This window comes from Mycetocola sp., from assembly GCF_046716805.1.
Taxonomy (GTDB): domain Bacteria; phylum Actinomycetota; class Actinomycetes; order Actinomycetales; family Microbacteriaceae; genus Mycetocola_A.
Map to the genome: position 1 here is coordinate 1 of NZ_JBKJWH010000085.1, position 16,106 is coordinate 16,106.

The 16,106-nt window shown below is 65.2% G+C and carries 16 protein-coding genes, 1 tRNA gene and 1 pseudogene; 13 read left to right on the forward strand and 5 right to left on the reverse strand.

What is annotated here, in order from left to right; all coding sequences use genetic code 11:
- Positions 1–56 precede the first annotated feature (56 nt).
- The gene (locus tag ACLQ62_RS06925; protein ID WP_411720917.1) at positions 57–224 is read right to left on the reverse strand and encodes a hypothetical protein; all 168 of its coding nucleotides are present in this window, start codon (positions 222–224) and stop codon (positions 57–59) included.
- 168 nt (positions 225–392) lie between these two features.
- On the opposite strand from ACLQ62_RS06925, the gene ACLQ62_RS06930 reads away from it, so the two are divergent.
- Positions 393–935 carry a DUF6328 family protein gene (locus ACLQ62_RS06930; RefSeq protein ID WP_411720918.1) on the forward strand — a complete coding sequence of 181 codons (543 nt, stop codon included), beginning with the start codon at positions 393–395 and terminating at the stop codon, positions 933–935.
- A 33-nt stretch (positions 936–968) separates the two neighbouring features.
- The gene (locus ACLQ62_RS06935) at positions 969–1,811 is read left to right on the forward strand and encodes a Ku protein (RefSeq protein ID WP_411720919.1); all 843 of its coding nucleotides are present in this window, start codon (positions 969–971) and stop codon (positions 1,809–1,811) included.
- 8 nt (positions 1,812–1,819) lie between these two features.
- On the opposite strand, the gene ACLQ62_RS06940 is transcribed toward ACLQ62_RS06935, so the two are convergent.
- The gene (locus ACLQ62_RS06940; RefSeq protein WP_411720920.1) at positions 1,820–3,313 is read right to left on the reverse strand and encodes an FAD-dependent oxidoreductase; all 1,494 of its coding nucleotides are present in this window, start codon (positions 3,311–3,313) and stop codon (positions 1,820–1,822) included.
- 193 nt (positions 3,314–3,506) lie between these two features.
- Between ACLQ62_RS06940 and ACLQ62_RS06945 the strand changes: the two genes are divergently transcribed.
- The 6 genes from ACLQ62_RS06945 to ACLQ62_RS06970 all read left to right on the forward strand — a co-directional run bounded on the left by ACLQ62_RS06945 (position 3,507) and on the right by ACLQ62_RS06970 (position 8,569).
- Complete coding sequence (locus ACLQ62_RS06945; protein ID WP_411720921.1) at positions 3,507–4,382, forward strand: SDR family oxidoreductase; 876 nt, start codon at positions 3,507–3,509, stop codon at positions 4,380–4,382.
- Between the two features lie 32 nt (positions 4,383–4,414).
- Positions 4,415–5,392, forward strand: coding sequence for a DNA topoisomerase IB (locus tag ACLQ62_RS06950; RefSeq protein ID WP_411720922.1), 978 nt, complete (start codon positions 4,415–4,417; stop codon positions 5,390–5,392).
- A 48-nt stretch (positions 5,393–5,440) separates the two neighbouring features.
- Positions 5,441–5,956 carry a CinA family protein gene (locus ACLQ62_RS06955; RefSeq protein ID WP_411720923.1) on the forward strand — a complete coding sequence of 172 codons (516 nt, stop codon included), beginning with the start codon at positions 5,441–5,443 and terminating at the stop codon, positions 5,954–5,956.
- Between the two features lie 100 nt (positions 5,957–6,056).
- On the forward strand, positions 6,057–6,923 hold the full coding sequence (locus tag ACLQ62_RS06960; protein ID WP_411720924.1) for a hypothetical protein: 867 nt from the start codon (positions 6,057–6,059) through the stop codon (positions 6,921–6,923).
- Between the two features lie 113 nt (positions 6,924–7,036).
- Entirely contained in the window at positions 7,037–7,348 is a 312-nt protein-coding gene (locus tag ACLQ62_RS06965; protein ID WP_411720925.1) for an ATP-dependent DNA ligase, read from the forward strand.
- A 123-nt stretch (positions 7,349–7,471) separates the two neighbouring features.
- Positions 7,472–8,569, forward strand: a complete 1,098-nt coding sequence (locus tag ACLQ62_RS06970; protein WP_411720926.1) for a fatty acid desaturase family protein — start codon at positions 7,472–7,474, stop codon at positions 8,567–8,569.
- Between the two features lie 19 nt (positions 8,570–8,588).
- Here the strand turns inward: ACLQ62_RS06970 and ACLQ62_RS06975 are convergent, their stop codons facing one another.
- Entirely contained in the window at positions 8,589–9,053 is a 465-nt protein-coding gene (locus ACLQ62_RS06975) for a hypothetical protein (RefSeq protein WP_411720927.1), read from the reverse strand.
- Positions 9,054–9,122: 69 nt separating this feature from the next.
- Between ACLQ62_RS06975 and ACLQ62_RS06980 the strand changes: the two genes are divergently transcribed.
- A complete protein-coding gene (locus ACLQ62_RS06980) occupies positions 9,123–9,599 on the forward strand; it encodes a DUF6194 family protein (RefSeq protein ID WP_411720928.1) in 477 nt (158 codons plus the stop codon).
- A 141-nt stretch (positions 9,600–9,740) separates the two neighbouring features.
- Positions 9,741–10,064, forward strand: a pseudogene (locus ACLQ62_RS06985) (UDP-galactopyranose mutase); the annotation flags it as partial.
- A 113-nt stretch (positions 10,065–10,177) separates the two neighbouring features.
- Here ACLQ62_RS06985 and ACLQ62_RS06990 read toward each other — a convergent pair.
- Positions 10,178–10,260 (reverse strand) — tRNA-Leu (locus tag ACLQ62_RS06990).
- 38 nt (positions 10,261–10,298) lie between these two features.
- Between ACLQ62_RS06990 and ACLQ62_RS06995 the strand changes: the two genes are divergently transcribed.
- A complete protein-coding gene (locus tag ACLQ62_RS06995; RefSeq protein WP_090712872.1) occupies positions 10,299–10,904 on the forward strand; it encodes an ANTAR domain-containing response regulator in 606 nt (201 codons plus the stop codon).
- Between the two features lie 307 nt (positions 10,905–11,211).
- Here ACLQ62_RS06995 and ACLQ62_RS07000 read toward each other — a convergent pair whose 3' ends face one another.
- The gene (locus ACLQ62_RS07000) at positions 11,212–11,634 is read right to left on the reverse strand and encodes a hotdog fold thioesterase (protein ID WP_411720929.1); all 423 of its coding nucleotides are present in this window, start codon (positions 11,632–11,634) and stop codon (positions 11,212–11,214) included.
- Positions 11,635–11,691: 57 nt separating this feature from the next.
- Here ACLQ62_RS07000 and polA point away from each other — a divergent pair, with 57 nt between their 5' ends.
- Both polA and ACLQ62_RS07010 read left to right on the forward strand, forming a co-directional pair.
- On the forward strand, positions 11,692–14,355 hold the full coding sequence (gene polA, locus ACLQ62_RS07005) for a DNA polymerase I (protein ID WP_411720930.1): 2,664 nt from the start codon (positions 11,692–11,694) through the stop codon (positions 14,353–14,355).
- A 41-nt stretch (positions 14,356–14,396) separates the two neighbouring features.
- Positions 14,397–16,073 carry a DUF885 domain-containing protein gene (locus ACLQ62_RS07010; protein ID WP_411720931.1) on the forward strand — a complete coding sequence of 559 codons (1,677 nt, stop codon included), beginning with the start codon at positions 14,397–14,399 and terminating at the stop codon, positions 16,071–16,073.
- Positions 16,074–16,106 lie beyond the last annotated feature (33 nt).

The following is a 16,106-nucleotide window of genomic DNA, read 5'->3' on the forward strand; positions in this document are numbered from 1 at the left end:
TTTCTATTCAGCGCGGGTCCGGATCTCCGGACCCGCGCTGATGTCGTTCGGGGACGCTACAGGTCCTCCGAAACGATGTCATCGTCGGATTCGAAGTCGATGTCGTCGATGGGCCGCTCGTCGTCTGGGAGGACGTCGAGGTCCTCGTCCTCATCGGGCAGCACCGCCAGGTCTTCGTCCTCGTCGTACTCCACCGGGTCGTCGTCTGGTCTCAGGTTCGTCATGGTGCGATCTCTCTCCCCTTTCGCGCAGGGGTGACCGTTCCGCACCCCCGTCATCGGGGAAAACACTAGGCTGGCGAGGAACTGTTCGGTAGCCCTTGACCGGTTCCAGAACACGGTGTTAACACGCAGCACGGGACGCAACCCGGCTCATCGAGTGGAGGCGGACAGATGGCAACGGACAACGGATCGGATGTGCACGGCGTGCGAGCAGATCAGGTTTCTGGTGCCCGCAACGAGACCGAGTCGGAACGGTTGGACCGTAACTGGGCGGATGTCCTCCAGGAATTGCGGGTCCTGCAGGCGGGGACGCAGATCCTCACCGCCTTCCTCCTCGCGATCGCCTTCCAACCTCGATTCACCGAGCTCGACGATTTCCAGCTCATCCTGTACCTGACCCTCGTCTCGGTTTCCATCGTCACCACGGTTCTCAGCCTCCTTCCGGTGAGCGCCCACCGCATCATGTTCCAGCACCTCGTGAAGGAAGCCACCGTCCAGATCGGCGACCGGATGCTTCGAGCGGTTCTCGTCGGCGTCTCCCTCTCCATGATCGGCACAGCGATGCTCATCTTCGACTTCGTGATCAGCCGGGAGGCCGGTATCCTCGCCGCGGTAGCCGTCGCCATTATCGTCGTGGCGCTCGGCGTTCTGGTCCCGCTCACGGTGCGGAACGCCGTGTCCAGGCTGGACGCGGACGGGGTCCGCAAGGGCTAGGCGCCATCCCCTCGCCTGGTGTTCACTGGTTGCATGAGAGCAATCTGGAAGGGCGCGATCACCTTCGGGCTCGTGAACGTGCCGGTGAAGGTGTACAGCGCGACGGAAGACCACGACCTGCCGCTGCACCAGGTGCATGACAAAGACGGCGGCCGCATCCGCTATCAGCGTCGCTGTGAGATCTGCGGCAAGATCGTCAAGTACGAGAACATCGACAAAGCGTACGAGGACGGCGACCGAACCGTCATCCTCAGCGCCGAGGACATGGCGTCCCTGCCCGAGGAGAAAAGCCGCGAGATCGAGGTCGTCGAGTTCGTGCCGAGCGACCAGGTCGATCCGATCATGTACGACCGCAGCTATTACCTCGAACCCGACTCATCGTCGCCGAAAGCGTACGTTCTGCTCCGCCGGACCCTTGAAGCCACCGACCGGACCGCTATCGTGCAGTTCGCCCTGCGTCAGAAGACCCGCCTGGGCGCGTTGCGTTCGCGCGACGGCGTCCTCCTCATCCAGACGCTTCTCTGGGAAGACGAGGTGAGGAAGGCCGAATTCCCCGCGCTGAACGAGACCGTCAGAATTTCGGCCAAGGAGCTGGAGTTGTCGTCGTCGCTCGTGGACAGCTTCGCCGACGACTTCACGCCTGAAAAGTTCTCGGACAACTACCAGGATCAGCTCAAGAAGCTGATCGAGGCGAAACTGGATCAGGGCGACGCCGTTGACACGGATGCCACCTTCGGCGAGAGCGGAGAGGAAGCCGGTGAGAGCGGGGAGGTCATCGACCTGATGGAGGCACTCCGACGCAGCGTGGAGAAGTCACGGGACGCGAAGAAGAAGTCCACCAAGACACCGGCGAAGAAGACGAGCAAGCCCGCCTGAGGCGCCGCTCAGTCCGCGAGCGGTTTGACCGCCGGCCCCTCGAGCACGTCTCCGTCGGCGCTGAACCGGGAACCGTGGAGAGGGCAGTCCCAGGATGTTTCCGCGTTGTTCCAGGTGACGATTCCACCCAGGTGGGTGCACACGGCGGAGCGGCGACGGGTGACACCGTCGACGGTGCACACCGCGACCGGTGCGATGCCGTCGCGAAGCACAACGCCTTCGCCCTCAGCCGGATCGTTTTTCGGGCCGTGCGTCAGTTCTGCACCCACCCAGCCCTGCGCAAGACCCGCGGCGACCTTGGCACCGGCACCGAGCGTGCTCCCGACCTTGACGAACGCCGGCGCCCGATCCTCGAGGCTCTCCGCCCAGGCGGGCCGCGCGTCAGCCACCCCTGATGAGATCGCGATCGCGGCGGCCACCCCGTTCGTGAAACCCCATTTCGCGTACCCGGTAGCCACGAACACGCGGTGCTCTCCAGCCGTGATCGGTCCGAAATGCGGCAACTCATCGGTCGAACGGTAGTCCTGCGCCGACCACCGGTGCGAGGCGACGGCATCGGGGAACGCGCTGGCGGTCCAGCTCAGCAGGTCGTCCACGTGGGCTGACGTTGGAGCATCCTTTCCGACCCGGTGGTCGTTGCCGCCGACGATGAGGAAGCTTTCGTCGGCACGGTGGGCGTCGCGGATGGTTCGTGACGGTTCATCGACCGAGAGGTACATGCCCTCGAGCGAACGATCCGGCCAGCGGAAGGCGAGTGCGTACGAGCGCTGCGGTTCAAGGGTTGTGAAATGGCCGCCGCGCTTGGGAAAGGGGAAGCCTGTGGCGACCACAACCCGGTCGGCCGGAACCTCCCCGCGGTTGGTGGAGACGACGCACGGGCTTCCGGATTCGATCGCAGTGGCACGGACCCCCTCGATAACCAGCCCGCCAAGCTTCCGCACGGTGCGGACCAAAGAGTCGAGAACGTCGAGGGCGTCAACCTGGTACTGACCGGCCAGGGACACCGCCGCAGTGATCGGGAACGGAAGCTCGAGTGTGCGTCTCGCCGACACGGCAAGCCCGAGAGAGGATGCCGCGTCCAGTTCCGCCTCAATGATCGGAGCTCCGGCATCGGTCGCCGCGTACGTCACCGCGGTGCGTTCGTGAAACGTGACCCCGTTGTCCTGCAGGTGCCGAAGCAGCCAGTCCTGCCCCGCCCTGTTCGCGGCGACGTAGGCCTCAGCGAGTTCCCGGGAAACCGCATCCCGGATCTGGGACAGTCGAGACCCCTGCAGCAGGGAAACCTTGCCCGTCGTGTTTCCTGTGGTGACCGCACCGACGGAACGGGCCTCAAGGACGACGACGGACCTGCCCTGTTCGGCGAGCATCGCCGCCGTGGCGAGTCCGGAGAGACCGGCGCCGAGGATGACGACGTCCACCGGATCGAGCGAGCGCCACTCATCGGTGGGAATGGGCGCGGGCCGGTCGAGCCAGAGTGAGCGGTGCAGCGGCTGGGACGTCATGGCCTGCATCCTTCGGTCGGGAGATGGAACGGACGGGCGGAAAGGGGGGTTGCCTGGCCGCAGCCGGACAACGCTACTGGGGTCGTCCGACGTCGCGCCACCCCCTTGAGGCCCTTCGGCAGAGCAACGTATGGTTGCTCGCACCATTCGCCAGACGATCGCCGTGCACGGATCCCGACACGAAAGGCCCCGAATGACCAACCCCGACCCCACGACGAAATACAGTTCAGACGATTTCCCTCGCCAGGAGCAGGACCAGCCCGGTCTCACGTCCAAAACCGAACCACGCCCGGACCACGGCGAGGACAGCTATGTCGGAAGCGGCAAGCTCGAGGGCCAGGTGGCGCTGATCACCGGGGGAGACTCCGGAATCGGCCGGGCCGTCGCCATCGCCTTCGCTCGCGAGGGCGCAGATGTGGCGATCGCTTACCTGCCTGAGGAGCAGGACGACGCGGAGGACACGGCGACATGGATCGAGAAAGCCGGCCGCCGCGCTCTGCTCCTGCCCGGGGACGCGCGCGAAGAGCAATACAGCACCGATATCGTCGAGCTGACCGTGGAGGAGCTCGGGCAGCTGGACATCCTCGTGCTCAACGCTGCGTACCAGGAGAACCGGAGCGGACTGGAGAACATCCCCACCGCTGAGTTCGACCGGGTCTTTAAAACGAACCTCTACGCCCTCATGTGGACGGCCCGGGCGGCGATCGGGCACCTGAAGCCGGGATCGTCGATCATCACCACGTCATCCATCCAGGCATTCCAGCCGTCTCCAGAGTTGGTCGACTACGCGATGACCAAAGCTGCACAGGTGGCGTTCACCCGGGCACTCGCCGACCAGCTCGGCGAGAAGGGCGTTCGGGTCAACGCCGTTGCACCCGGTCCGATCTGGACGCCACTCATCCCCGCCACGTCATGGCCCGACAAAGTCGTGACGTTCGGGCAGGACACTCCACTGGGGCGTGCGGGCCAACCCGCTGAGCTGGCACCCGCTTACGTCTTCCTAGCATCCGACCAGGCGTCATACGTGTCCGGCGCCGTGCTGCCGGTCACCGGCGGCAAGAACCTGTGACCCCGGCGTGACGGAACCCGGCGGGAGGCCCGGTGCCCCGGCTACGCAGAAGTGACACGACCGGACCCGGTTTCGGTCGAAGGAGAACCCGTTCCGGGTTCCGATACGTCGATCAGACTGGCCGTCCCCTCCACGACGAGGCGACCATCGAAAGGATCACGACCCTCGTCATCCCGCCCGCCTGGACGGATGTCTGGATCGCCCCGCAGGCGAACGCCCACATCCAGGCGGTGGGGACCGACGGAGCCGGGCGCAGGCAGTACCTGTACCACGAGGCATGGTCCCGGAAACAGGCCGAACGCAAGTTCGACCGTGCGCTCGACCTCGCCCTGGCGCTGCCCTCAGCGCGGCGGATGGTGACGCTGGACCTGCGAGGCGTGACCGGATCGCGGGAACGCGCTCTCGCCGCCGGATTCCGGCTCCTGGACTCCGCCAGGCTCCGGGTGGGCAGTGAACGATTCGCGCTCGAACACGGCACTCACGGGTTGACCACCCTCCTCTGCGCGCACGCCACGGTGAGCGGGGACAGGGTGCTGCTCGACTTCCCGGGCAAGAGCGGCCAGGCGTGGTCAAGCGATACCGAGGATGTGGACCTCGCCGCAGTCATCCGGTCGCTGAAGACGCGCGGGCCGAGAGCGCGACTTCTCGCCTGGAAGAGCGGAAGCACCTGGCGGCCGCTCCGCGCACAGGAGGTCAACGACTACGTCCGCGAGCGGACGAACGGCGATTTCACCGCTAAGGATTTTCGCACCCTGCATGGCAGCATCATCGCCGCGACGGCATTGCGCCGGCTCGGCGTCGCGCCGAATGCGACGCGGTGCGCGAGGAATGTGGTGATTGCGGTGAAGGAGACAGCAGACGCGCTCGGCAACACCCCGGCGGTCGCCCGAAGCAGCTATATCGACCCACGGGTCCTCGACCGTTACCAGTCCGGGGACCTGCTCGACGGCCGCGGCGTTGCCCCGGAGACAGCCCTCCGACGGCTCATCCTCGGCACGGGACCTGACTGAAACTGTCAACCCCTTGGGGAGCCTGATGCTCCTGAGAAGAATGAGGGGATGACGTCACCTGACCCCAGCGATGCACAGGCAGCCGCTCTCGCCGAGTCCATCGCAGAAGCCGTCGACGGAACCACGCTTCGGATCGCGGTGGCTGAGTCCCTCACCAGCGGCCTCCTCGCATCGAAGTTGGGCGCGGCACCGAACTCATCCAACTGGTTCGCCGGGGGAGTCGTGGCGTACATGAGCGAGACCAGACACCGTGTGCTCGATGTCGGTCCTGGACCGGCCGTCTCCGCTCGCGCCGCTGAGCAAATGGCCACCGGCGTAGCGAAACTGCTCGGCGCCAATCTCTCCCTGTCCGTGACCGGGGTGGGCGGCCCGGACGACCAGGACGGCCAGGAGGTCGGGACGATCTTCATCGGCATCCATTCGCCACGCGGCGAGCTCCATGTCGCCGAACGGCAGCTCGGCGGGAGTCCACAGGAGATCGTGGACTCAGCGGTCGTTGCGGCGCTTCGACTGCTCGAGGCGCGGGTGCACGCCCTCGTCCAGCACAGTGCACGCAGTCACTGACCGAGCACGACTCGATCGGAGGCGAGAAGCAGAAACAGGAGGACCGGTCGAACCCGCCTGCCGCGTATCCTGAACGAAGGACGAGCGGGGGAGGACGCCCATGGAATTGACCGACGTGCTCGCCGACCTGTACCTGCGGTCACCGTCCGAGTTCGTGGCAATTCGCACGGCCCGCGTCCGAACGGCCCGAGACGACGGTGACGCCGAGCTTGCGAAACGAATCGGCCGGCTCCCGAAACCTTCTGCGGCCGCCTGGCTCATCAATCTGCTCGCGGCCAGGCGCTCGACCGAGGTCGACGACATCATCGAGCTTGGGACGCTGATTCGTGACGCCGAGAAGAACATGGATGCCGGCGATCTGCGCCAGCTCGGAAAACAGCGACTGCAGCTCATCCGAGCGCTGGCACAGCAGGGCAGGGCCCTGGCCGCTGAAGCGGACCAGAAGGTGAGCGCCGCCGCGATGCTCGACGTGGAGCAGACACTGCACGCGGCAATGACCGACCCGGCGGCCGCCGACGCCGTGCGAAGCGGACGGCTCCTTCGGGCTTTGTCGTCGAGCGGGATCGAAGCCGTGGACATCGACGGGGCCGTTGCCGAGCCGTCCGTGGACATCGTGCGGGCGCCGAGGCCAACCCTCCAGGTCGTCGAGAACCGTCCGTCCGCCCGCAGGATCGAGGATGCCGAGAAGAAGGCGGAGGAGGCGAAGGCCAGGGCGGCAGAGGCCGACGCCGAACGGGCCGCGATCCGCGAGCAGCGGACAACGCTCGCCGAGCAGCGTGCCCTGCTCGCGCGGGAACGACAGGAGGCCGCCGACCGGCTTTCGAAGCTCGACGAGCAACTGGCGATCGCGGAGAGGGAAGACGACGTACTCAGCCGCGCCGCGGCATCCGCCGATCACCGCGCCGACGTGGCGGCGCGCTCCGTGGATCGAGCAGTGGAGCGACTTCGATCGCTGAGGAAGGGTTGACCGCGGGCAAGAAGTGCAGACAGCCTGAACCGTTTTCGGCCAATACGTGATCTGGAGGCCCTGAGCCCACTATCGTGCTTAGAGGGGCCACGCCACCCGTCGGAGAGGAAAGCATGGGAAAGCTGCTCTACGGACTTCCGCCTGTTGAGATCGATGCCAGCGATCGTGAGCTGGCTCATCTGCGGGTCGTGATGATCACCAAACTTCGGCGCGGCGAGATGTTTGCTTTCGCGGTGGACGGCCGGGTCGAGAACGCCGGCACGGGCCGGCGAATTCTCTGGGTACATCCCTCTATCCCGCTGCAGTTCCAATTCGATGGAACAGTCGAGGAGAAGCTCAACAGGGAATGGCTTGAGGAGTTGATGTCCGCAGCGAACAGCGGCGGGAATCTTCGGCTCACACCGGAACCCAGAGAACACGCCTGAGAATGGCGTCCCCGCTGCGGTCAGATATGAGGCTGGACCGACGAAGGCCACACGCGTAAACTTGCGCGAACGGCTACCCGAGACCCCGGTCGCCCCATTCCGCTTCTTGGTCTGGAGGACACCGTGGCATCCGACGTTCCCGCATCCCTTCCCAACTCCTCGGGTCCGCCGCGGAGCCGGCCGAACCCGACGAGTGAATTCTCCGAACTGGCGCACAGGATCCAGTCGTCCGGTCTGATGCATCGCCGATATACGTACTACTGGGCCAAACTGCTCGCCGTGCCGATCGCCTTCGGGTTCGCGATCACGGTGTTCGTCCTCGTGGGCGACACCTGGTGGCAGTTGCTCGTCGCAGCGGGCCTGGCCGTTCTGTTCACGCAGACAGCGTTTCTCGGCCATGACGCCGCGCATCGGCAGATCTTTCGGTCCGGCCGGTGGAACGACTGGACGAGCCTCGTGATCGGCGACCTGTTCGTTGGCATGAGTTACGGGTGGTGGCAGCACAAGCACACCAGGCATCACGCCAACCCGAACAAGGTGGACAGCGATCCGGACATCGAACTGCCGGTGATCTCCTTCACCCCCGAACAGGCGGCGAAACGCCGCAACCCGGTCACCGAGTGGGCAGTCGCGCACCAGGGCGCTTTTTTCTTTCCCATCCTGCTGCTCGAGGGTGTGTCACTCCATGCGTCCAGCGTCCGCCGGGTCTTCAGCCGGGAACACATCGACCGGCGCTGGGTGGAGATTTTTTTCCTCCTCGTTCGACTGGGCGGTTACCTGACTCTTGTGTTCCTCGTGCTGTCGCCGGGGATCGCTTTCGCCTTCCTTGGGGTTCAACTGGGATTGTTCGGCTTGTACATGGGTGTCGCATTCGCACCCAACCACAAGGGAATGCCGCTGGTCCCGCGGGACGCGAAGCTGGACTTCCTGCGCAGGCAGGTGCTGATGAGCCGGAATGTCCGTGGCTCGAGATTTCTCGATGTCGCGCTCGGCGGGCTCAATTATCAGATCGAACATCACCTGTTCCCGTCAATGCCGCGGCCGCACCTGCGGAGGGCAGCCCCGATCATCGCGGCATACTGTCGGGAACGCGGCGTGACCTACACACAGACCGGGCTGTTTGAGTCATACGGGATCGTGTTGCGGTACATCAATCGGGTCGGGTTGGGCCAGAGCGACCCGTTTGCGTGCCCGCTGGTCGCCCAACGGTCGTCATTCTGACCGAGGAAACCACAGGGCGTCAGTCTGCGGTGTGCTCCCCGACGCCGTCGGGACGAGCCTCGTGGTGGCGACGGTCGCGGGTGCGACGGTCCTCCTTCATCTCCGCCTCGAACAGGTGGCGCCTGCCGCCGACGAGTTCCTGCCTCGCCTGCTCCTCCGCGGCGACGAAGGCGCTGTAGTAATTCGCGTCGTAATCTTCGACGATCTGAAAGGTCCACCGTCCCTCGATCACATTGCGGCCGACGATGTCCCGGTCCATCTTCGCGGCCAGTTCCTCGTGCCCTGCCCGCCTCAGCATCTCGATCGCCTCGCCGAGGGCCAGGTCAGCGGTGCCGGTAAGGCGATGGAACCCATAGAGATGTCCCCGGGCGTGTTCGACGACTTCGAGAGCTTCCGACAGTTTGCCCAGCGCTTCAACGGTCGCGTCGCTGACCCCTTCCGGGCGTCGGTGGGCGGAATCAGGGCCGGAGGCAGAGGAAGTCATAGCCAGACATTATGCCGCCGAGGCACAACGAACCGCCATCCCTGCGGGTGATCTGGCAGACTGTGCCGCATGTGCGGAGAAGCCCTCATCGCGTTCGGGAGGACGCTTCCAGGTGTCGTCGTCGACACCGTCGGTGAAGGATCCGGTGCTCCCGAAATCGCGTGGGGCGATTCATTCTTCTACTACGACCCGGAGAACGACGAACGAAACCGGCTGCATCCGTTCACCACGATCGTCACGAAGAACTACACCGGGTTCGACGAGGTGTCCGAGCTGGGCCGATCCGGCGTCTACCGTCTCAACGTCGCCGTCGGTTCGGCCGCGTTCCTCGATCTGCTCGGCTATGCGCCGAGTGCCCACGCGGAGCACACCGGCGAGTTCGATTACAGCCAGCTCGACGTGTTGTTACCGCACCCCGTGTATGCCGCACAGGGTTGGGTTTCGATCCTCAACCCGGGGGTGCGGATGCTGGAGACGGCGAAGACGCTCGTCACCCGCGCCCGCGATCTTGCGGCCGGGCGGTACGAGCGCCGGGCGTCGCGCTGACTCCAGCCGGCCTTCCGTTGCCGGCAGTCGAGGTACCGGTGCGTCTCGAGCGCGCGCCACCTGCGGCGACGAGTGCCAGCGCGAGCCCTACGTACGGATCGACGGTGCCGAGCAGAAGAAGGAAGTCATCTCGCGGTTGCCCGATACATCTGCGAGAACCGGTACTTCGACGACACCTGGGAGGGCCGACTCACCCGACATCGAGGTGCGGCTCGACACCGACTTCTTCGACGAGTCCCGGCCCATCAACAAGAAGGCCGTCGTCGGCCAGGTTCCCGTCCTCTACACCGGCCCTGTCGACCGCTACTTCGACTACTCGCATACCGGGACCTGCAGGCGGGGGAGAAGGACCTGTTCTTCGTCGGCCGTCTCGGCACGTACCAGTACCTCGACATGCACATGGCCATCGGCTCGGCGCTCTCGATGTGGAACAACAGACTGTCGGCGCTCCTCGGCGGGAATTGACCAGCAGTCTTCGGATCACGAACCGCGCCATGGAAGGGATGGACCGCGAACCATGCGAAAACGACCCTTCGACTTCCGCGGTGACGCTGGGAAGTCAAAGGGCCATCGTGTTGTACCGGTGGTGGGACTCGAACCCACACGTCCTTTCGAACAAAGCATTTTGAGTGCTCCGCGTCTGCCATTCCGCCACACCGGCGCGTAACAACGAGGACAAGAGTACCGTAGGATTAACGCGTGACCGAGCCAGATGTAACACCCCCAGCCCCGCGCCGAGTTGTCGTAGCCGAAGATGAATCCCTCATTCGACTCGATATCGTCGAGATCCTCCGAGACAACGGCTTCGAGGTCGTCGGAGAAGCCGGTGATGGGGAAACCGCTGTGGCCCTCGCCACCGAACTCCGGCCCGACCTGGTCATCATGGACGTGAAGATGCCCCAGCTCGATGGCATCTCCGCTGCCGAGCGGCTCAACAAGGCTCAGATCGCCCCGGTTGTCCTGCTCACCGCGTTCAGCCAGAAGGAACTGGTCGAGCGCGCCAGCGAAGCGGGCGCACTCGCGTATGTCGTCAAGCCGTTCACCCCGAACGATCTTCTCCCCGCGATCGAGATCGCCCTCAGCCGTTACCAGCAGATCATCACCCTCGAAGCCGAAGTCGCCGACATGGTGGAGCGGTTCGAGACCCGCAAGCTCGTCGACCGTGCCAAGGGCCTGCTCAACGAGAAGATGGGCCTCACCGAACCGGAAGCGTTCCGCTGGATCCAGAAGGCGTCGATGGACCGCCGCCTGACCATGCACGACGTCGCCCAGGCGATCGTCGAACAGCTCACCGCGAAGAAGTAGAACCAAGCAGCGCATTGACGCGAAACGGGCCGGTTATCCGGCCCGTTCGTCGTTAAGTGCCGGATGCCGCAGGCTCATCCGTCGCAGATGCCGACTTCCCGCTCGCAAAACCGGCATCCGGGACGGACGAACGCACCGTCCTGAGATCCGCGCCGGTTCATCCGTCGCAAACGTCGACTTTCGGACACCGAAGCCGACATCCGCGACAGACGAACGCGCCGTCATCGCGCCCGACCCGGCTCATCCGTCGCAGATGCCGACTTCCCGCTCGCAAAACCGGCATCTGGGACGGACGAAGCGGATGCCGTCAGCCGGCGGGCAGGTCCTTGATCAGGTTGGTGATCCGGATGGTGGAGCACCTGCGGCCCTGTTCGTCGGTCACCGCGATCTCGTGCACGGTCATCGACCGACCCAGGTGGATCGGCGTGCAGACCCCGGTGACGATCCCCGAGGTGGCTGACCGGGTGTGAGTCGCGTTGATGTCGATGCCGACCGCCAGCTTTCCGGCGCCGGCCCACAGGTTCGCCGACATCGAACCGAGTGACTCACCGAGCACAACGTACGCGCCGCCGTGGAGCAGCATTGCCGGCTGGGTGTTGCCCTCCACCGGCATCGTCGCTACGGCTCGGTCGACGGAGAATTCGAGGAACTCGATGCCCATCTTTGCCGCAAGCGCACCCCCGCCACGTCGCAGCACGTAGTCGAGATCGTTCGGTGTGGTATTGGTCATCGTCGCCTTTGCTCCTGCTCGAAACCCACTGTCGCAAGTCGCTTGTAGGCTGGTGTGGTGTCGGACAACGAAAAGCCTACCCTCCTCGTCATTGACGGTCATTCCCTAGCATTCCGGGCGTTCTACGCGCTCCCGGTCGACAGTTTCTCGACGAAGGACGGGCAGCACACCAACGCCATCCATGGCTTTCTCGCGATGCTCATCAACCTCCTTCGCGACCACAAACCGACGCACATCGCGGTGGCTTTCGACATCTCACGCTCCAGTTTCCGCACCCGCGAGTACCCGGAGTACAAGGGCACTCGGGGCGAGACCCCTTCAGAGTTCATCGGCCAGGTTCCGCTCCTGCAGGACGCCCTTGCGGCGATGAACATCACCACCATCTCGATCGAGGACTACGAGGCCGACGACATCCTCGCCACGCTCTCCGTCCAGGGTAAGGAGCAGGGCTTCCGCGTTCTCGTCGTCTCCGGCGACCGCGACACAATCCAGCTCGTCAACGACGACGTCACCCTGCTTTACCCGTCGCGCATGGGCGTCTCCGACCTCACCCTCTACGACGCCGCCAAGGTGATGGAACGGTACGGCATCCAGCCGCACCAGTACCCAGAGGTCGCCGCGCTCGTCGGCGAGACGAGCGACAACCTCCCCGGCGTCCCCAAGGTCGGCGAGAAGACCGCGGTGAAGTGGCTGAACCTGTACGGCTCGCTCGACGGCATCCTCGAGAACGCCGACAAGATCGGCGGCAAAGTCGGCGAGAGCCTCCGCGAGCACAAAGACAACGCCATCCGCAACCGCAAGCTCAACCACCTGCTCACCGACGTGACTCTGCCGGTGACCCTCGACACGCTCGTCAAGAAGCCCATCGATCAGCAGGCGGTGCGCGACATCTTCGGCCGGCTCGAGCTGCGGACCATGCTGGACCGCCTGTTCAAGGCGGAGGGCGTCGATGAGGAGAGCGAAGCATCCGTTTCGCCGTCCGCCGGCGGACTCGCCAGCCCGGTGCCGCAGCAGCTTCTCGACGAGGAGCTCGGCGCCTGGCTCACCCGCGCTGTCGCCGCCCACCCGAACGGTCTCGGCTTCACCGTCGACGTGCACGAAGGAAAGCCCGCAGGCATGGGCATCTCCACGCCAACGGAGTGCGTGGCCGTCGGCTGGCTTCCCGGCCGCGCCGACTACGCGCCGTTCGAGGACTGGCTGGCCAGCCCTGCACCGAAGCTGATGAACGACGCCAAGCGGCAGCTCAAGGCGCTCAAGAACGCCGGACTTCCGTTCGACGGGCTCGCCTATGACACTCACGTCGCCGGCTGGCTGCTCCGCCCCGGCGGCCAGGACAAGACCCTCTCCGACCTCGTCAGCCGCTATCTCGACGAAACCCTCCCGGTCTCCGACCCGAACCAGCTCGTCCCGGTGAACGAACCGGCATCCGCACCCGTCGAGGCCTGGTACACGCTCCGGCTCGTCGATGCACTCAACGAGGCGCTCGACTCCGGCTCCCGAAACGTGCTCACCTCCATCGAGGTGCCCACCCTGCTCACGATCGTCGACATCGAACTGCGCGGCGTCACCGTCAACCACACCCAACTCACCGAATTGAGTGCCGAACTGGCCGCGAAGGCCGCCGACCTGGCATCCCGGGCATACGCGATCATCGGGCACGAAGTAAACCTCGGCTCGCCGAAACAGCTGCAGGACGTGCTGTTCAACGAATTGGACATGCCGAAGACCCGCGCGAACAAGACCGGCTTCTCGACGGATGCCGGTGCGCTGGCCGACCTGCAAGCGTCGAACCCGCATCCTTTCCTCGGGCTCCTCCTCGAACACCGTGACGCGTCGAAGCTGCGCCAGATCGTCGAGACCGTCGACAAAGCCATCGGGAGCGACGGCCGGGTCCACACCAGCTACGTGCAGACCGGCACCACCACGGGCCGGATCTCGTCGACCGACCCGAACCTCCAGAACATCCCCGTTCGCACCGAAGAGGGACGCCGCATCCGGGCATCGTTCGAGGCAGGTGCCGGCTACGAGACGCTGCTCACCGCAGACTACTCACAGATCGAAATGCGCATCATGGCGCACCTCTCGGGCGACGAAGGGTTGATCGAGGCATTCCGTTCAGGTGAAGACCTGCACCGGTTCGTCGGTTCCCGGATCTTCGGTGTCGACCCGGCGGATGTGACGAACGAGATGCGAACGAAGGTCAAGGCGATGTCGTACGGCCTGGCCTACGGGCTCAGTGCGTTCGGGCTGTCGAAACAATTGCGGATCGACTCCTCCGAGGCGAAGGCGCTCATGAGCGACTACTTCGCCCGTTTCGGCGCCGTGCGCGACTACCTCCGCAATGTCGTCGAACAGGCCGTCGAAGACGGCTACACGACAACCCTCTTCGGCCGCCGCCGGCCGTTCCCAGACTTGAAGAGCCCCAACCGGGTGCTGCGCGACAACGCGCAACGAGCAGCCCTCAACGCTCCCATCCAGGGCTCCGCCGCCGACATCATGAAGATCGCCATGATCAACATCGAAGCCGACACTGCGGCTCAGAATCTGGGGTCACGCATGCTCATGCAGGTGCATGATGAACTGATCTTCGAAGTGGTCGAGGGGGAGTGGGACGCCCTCGAGGCGATTGTCCGCACCCGGATGGCGGGCGCCGCGGACCTGACCGTGCCGCTCGACGTCCACGTCGGTCGGGGTCACAACTGGGACGCCGCCGCGCACTGAACTCCGTGACGGGCGGGCGCCACTGTCCTATGCTCGACTCCATGACTGAACCCACGCGCGCCCCGTCTGCCGTCGATGCCATCGCCGAGGACTGGGTCGACACGCTCGTCGACCTCGACCCGCTGGTCGGAACGTACATCGGACGCGCTGAGGCGAACAGCAGGTTCGGCGACTTCTCCCCAGCCGGGCATGACCGGTACGTCGCCGAGGCGAAGCGGACACTGGCCGCGCTCGAGGCGGCACAGCCCGCCGACGGCATCGATGAGGTCACCAAAACGGATCTTGCCAGCGAGCTGCGCCTCGACCTGGAGAGCGCGGAGGCCCAGCTTCACCTGCGCGACCTCAACGTCATCGCATCGCCGGCTCAGGGCATCCGGGAGATCTTCGACATCATGCCGACAGCGACCGTCGACGACTGGGACGACATCTCCACACGGCTGAAGGCCCTCCCTGGAGCCGTCGCCGGCTACATCGAGACCCTCCGCCTCGGCATCGAACGCGGAGTCACCCCCGCCAAGCGGCAGGTGCGCGAGGTCTTCGAACAGGCCAAGAAGTACGGCGCAGACGAAGGATTCTTCCTCGGACTGGCCGCCACGGCATCTCCGGCTGAAGGCCAGCTTCCAGCCTCCCTTGCCTCCGACCTCTCAGCGAACGCCGGGCAGGCCGCCGTCGCCTACCGCTCCCTCGCCGATTTCCTCGCCCATGAGCTTGAGCCGGTCGCCCAGGAACAGGATGCCGTCGGCCGCGAACTCTACGCCCTTCAGTCACGCAGGTTCCTCGGCGCCACCATCGACCTCGACGAAACGTACGAATGGGGCATCGGCGAGCTCGCCAGCATGGTGGACGAGCAGGAATCCATCGCCCGTGAAATCAAAGCCGGCGCGAGCGTCGAGGAAGCCATCGCGTTCCTCGACGGCGAGCCCAGCCGCAAACTGCACGGCACGGACGCACTTCAGAAGTGGATGCAGGAAACCAGCGACCGCGCGGTCGCCGAACTCGGGAAGAGCCATTTCGACATCCCCGAAGAGATCCGGACGATCGAATGCATGATCGCTCCCACCCAGGAGGGCGGCATCTATTACACCGGCCCCACAGATGACTTCTCACGCCCGGGCCGGATGTGGTGGTCGGTGCCCGAGGGTGTCACCGAGTTCGATACCTGGCGTGAACTCACGACCGTCTACCACGAGGGCGTCCCCGGTCACCACCTGCAGATCGGCCAGGCGGTGTACAACCGGGCGAAGCTCAACACCTGGCGGAGGCAGCTGGCCGGAACGTCAGGCCATGCGGAAGGCTGGGCGCTTTACGCCGAGAGGCTGATGGAGCAGCTCGGTTACCTCGACGACCCCGCAGACCGGCTCGGGATGCTCGACGGTCAGCGGATGCGTGCGGCGCGCGTGGTGCTCGACATCGGTGTGCACCTCGGCAAACCGCACCCGGACGGCAGCGGGACGTGGACCGCAGACGACGCGTTCGCGTTCCTCGGCAAGAACGTGAACATGAACGAGGGCTTCGTGCGCTTCGAGGTCAACCGCTATCTCGGCTGGCCGGGCCAGGCCCCGTCGTACAAGGTCGGACAGCGGATCTGGGAACAGCTCCGCGACGAATACGCACGCCGCGAAGGTGACGCGTTCGACATCAGGGAGTTCCATAGGAAGGCGCTGGACCTCGGCGGCGTCGGTCTCGACACCCTGAAGCGCTCCCTCCTTGCCGGCTGATCCCGGGGGGCGATCGTGTGGTCATCGCCGGGG

Coding starts and splice junctions, on each gene's coding strand:
- ACLQ62_RS06935 (WP_411720919.1), top strand. CDS start 969: ATGAGAGCAATCTGGAAGGGCGCGATCACCTTCGGGCTCGTGAACGTG.
- ACLQ62_RS06960 (WP_411720924.1), top strand. CDS start 6,057: ATGGAATTGACCGACGTGCTCGCCGACCTGTACCTGCGGTCACCGTCC.
- ACLQ62_RS07000 (WP_411720929.1), bottom strand. CDS start 11,634: ATGACCAATACCACACCGAACGATCTCGACTACGTGCTGCGACGTGGC.
- ACLQ62_RS06965 (WP_411720925.1), top strand. CDS start 7,037: ATGGGAAAGCTGCTCTACGGACTTCCGCCTGTTGAGATCGATGCCAGC.
- ACLQ62_RS06975 (WP_411720927.1), bottom strand. CDS start 9,053: ATGACTTCCTCTGCCTCCGGCCCTGATTCCGCCCACCGACGCCCGGAA.
- ACLQ62_RS06980 (WP_411720928.1), top strand. CDS start 9,123: ATGTGCGGAGAAGCCCTCATCGCGTTCGGGAGGACGCTTCCAGGTGTC.
- ACLQ62_RS07010 (WP_411720931.1), top strand. CDS start 14,397: ATGACTGAACCCACGCGCGCCCCGTCTGCCGTCGATGCCATCGCCGAG.
- ACLQ62_RS06925 (WP_411720917.1), bottom strand. CDS start 224: ATGACGAACCTGAGACCAGACGACGACCCGGTGGAGTACGACGAGGAC.
- ACLQ62_RS06930 (WP_411720918.1), top strand. CDS start 393: ATGGCAACGGACAACGGATCGGATGTGCACGGCGTGCGAGCAGATCAG.
- ACLQ62_RS06945 (WP_411720921.1), top strand. CDS start 3,507: ATGACCAACCCCGACCCCACGACGAAATACAGTTCAGACGATTTCCCT.
- ACLQ62_RS06940 (WP_411720920.1), bottom strand. CDS start 3,313: ATGACGTCCCAGCCGCTGCACCGCTCACTCTGGCTCGACCGGCCCGCG.
- ACLQ62_RS06955 (WP_411720923.1), top strand. CDS start 5,441: ATGACGTCACCTGACCCCAGCGATGCACAGGCAGCCGCTCTCGCCGAG.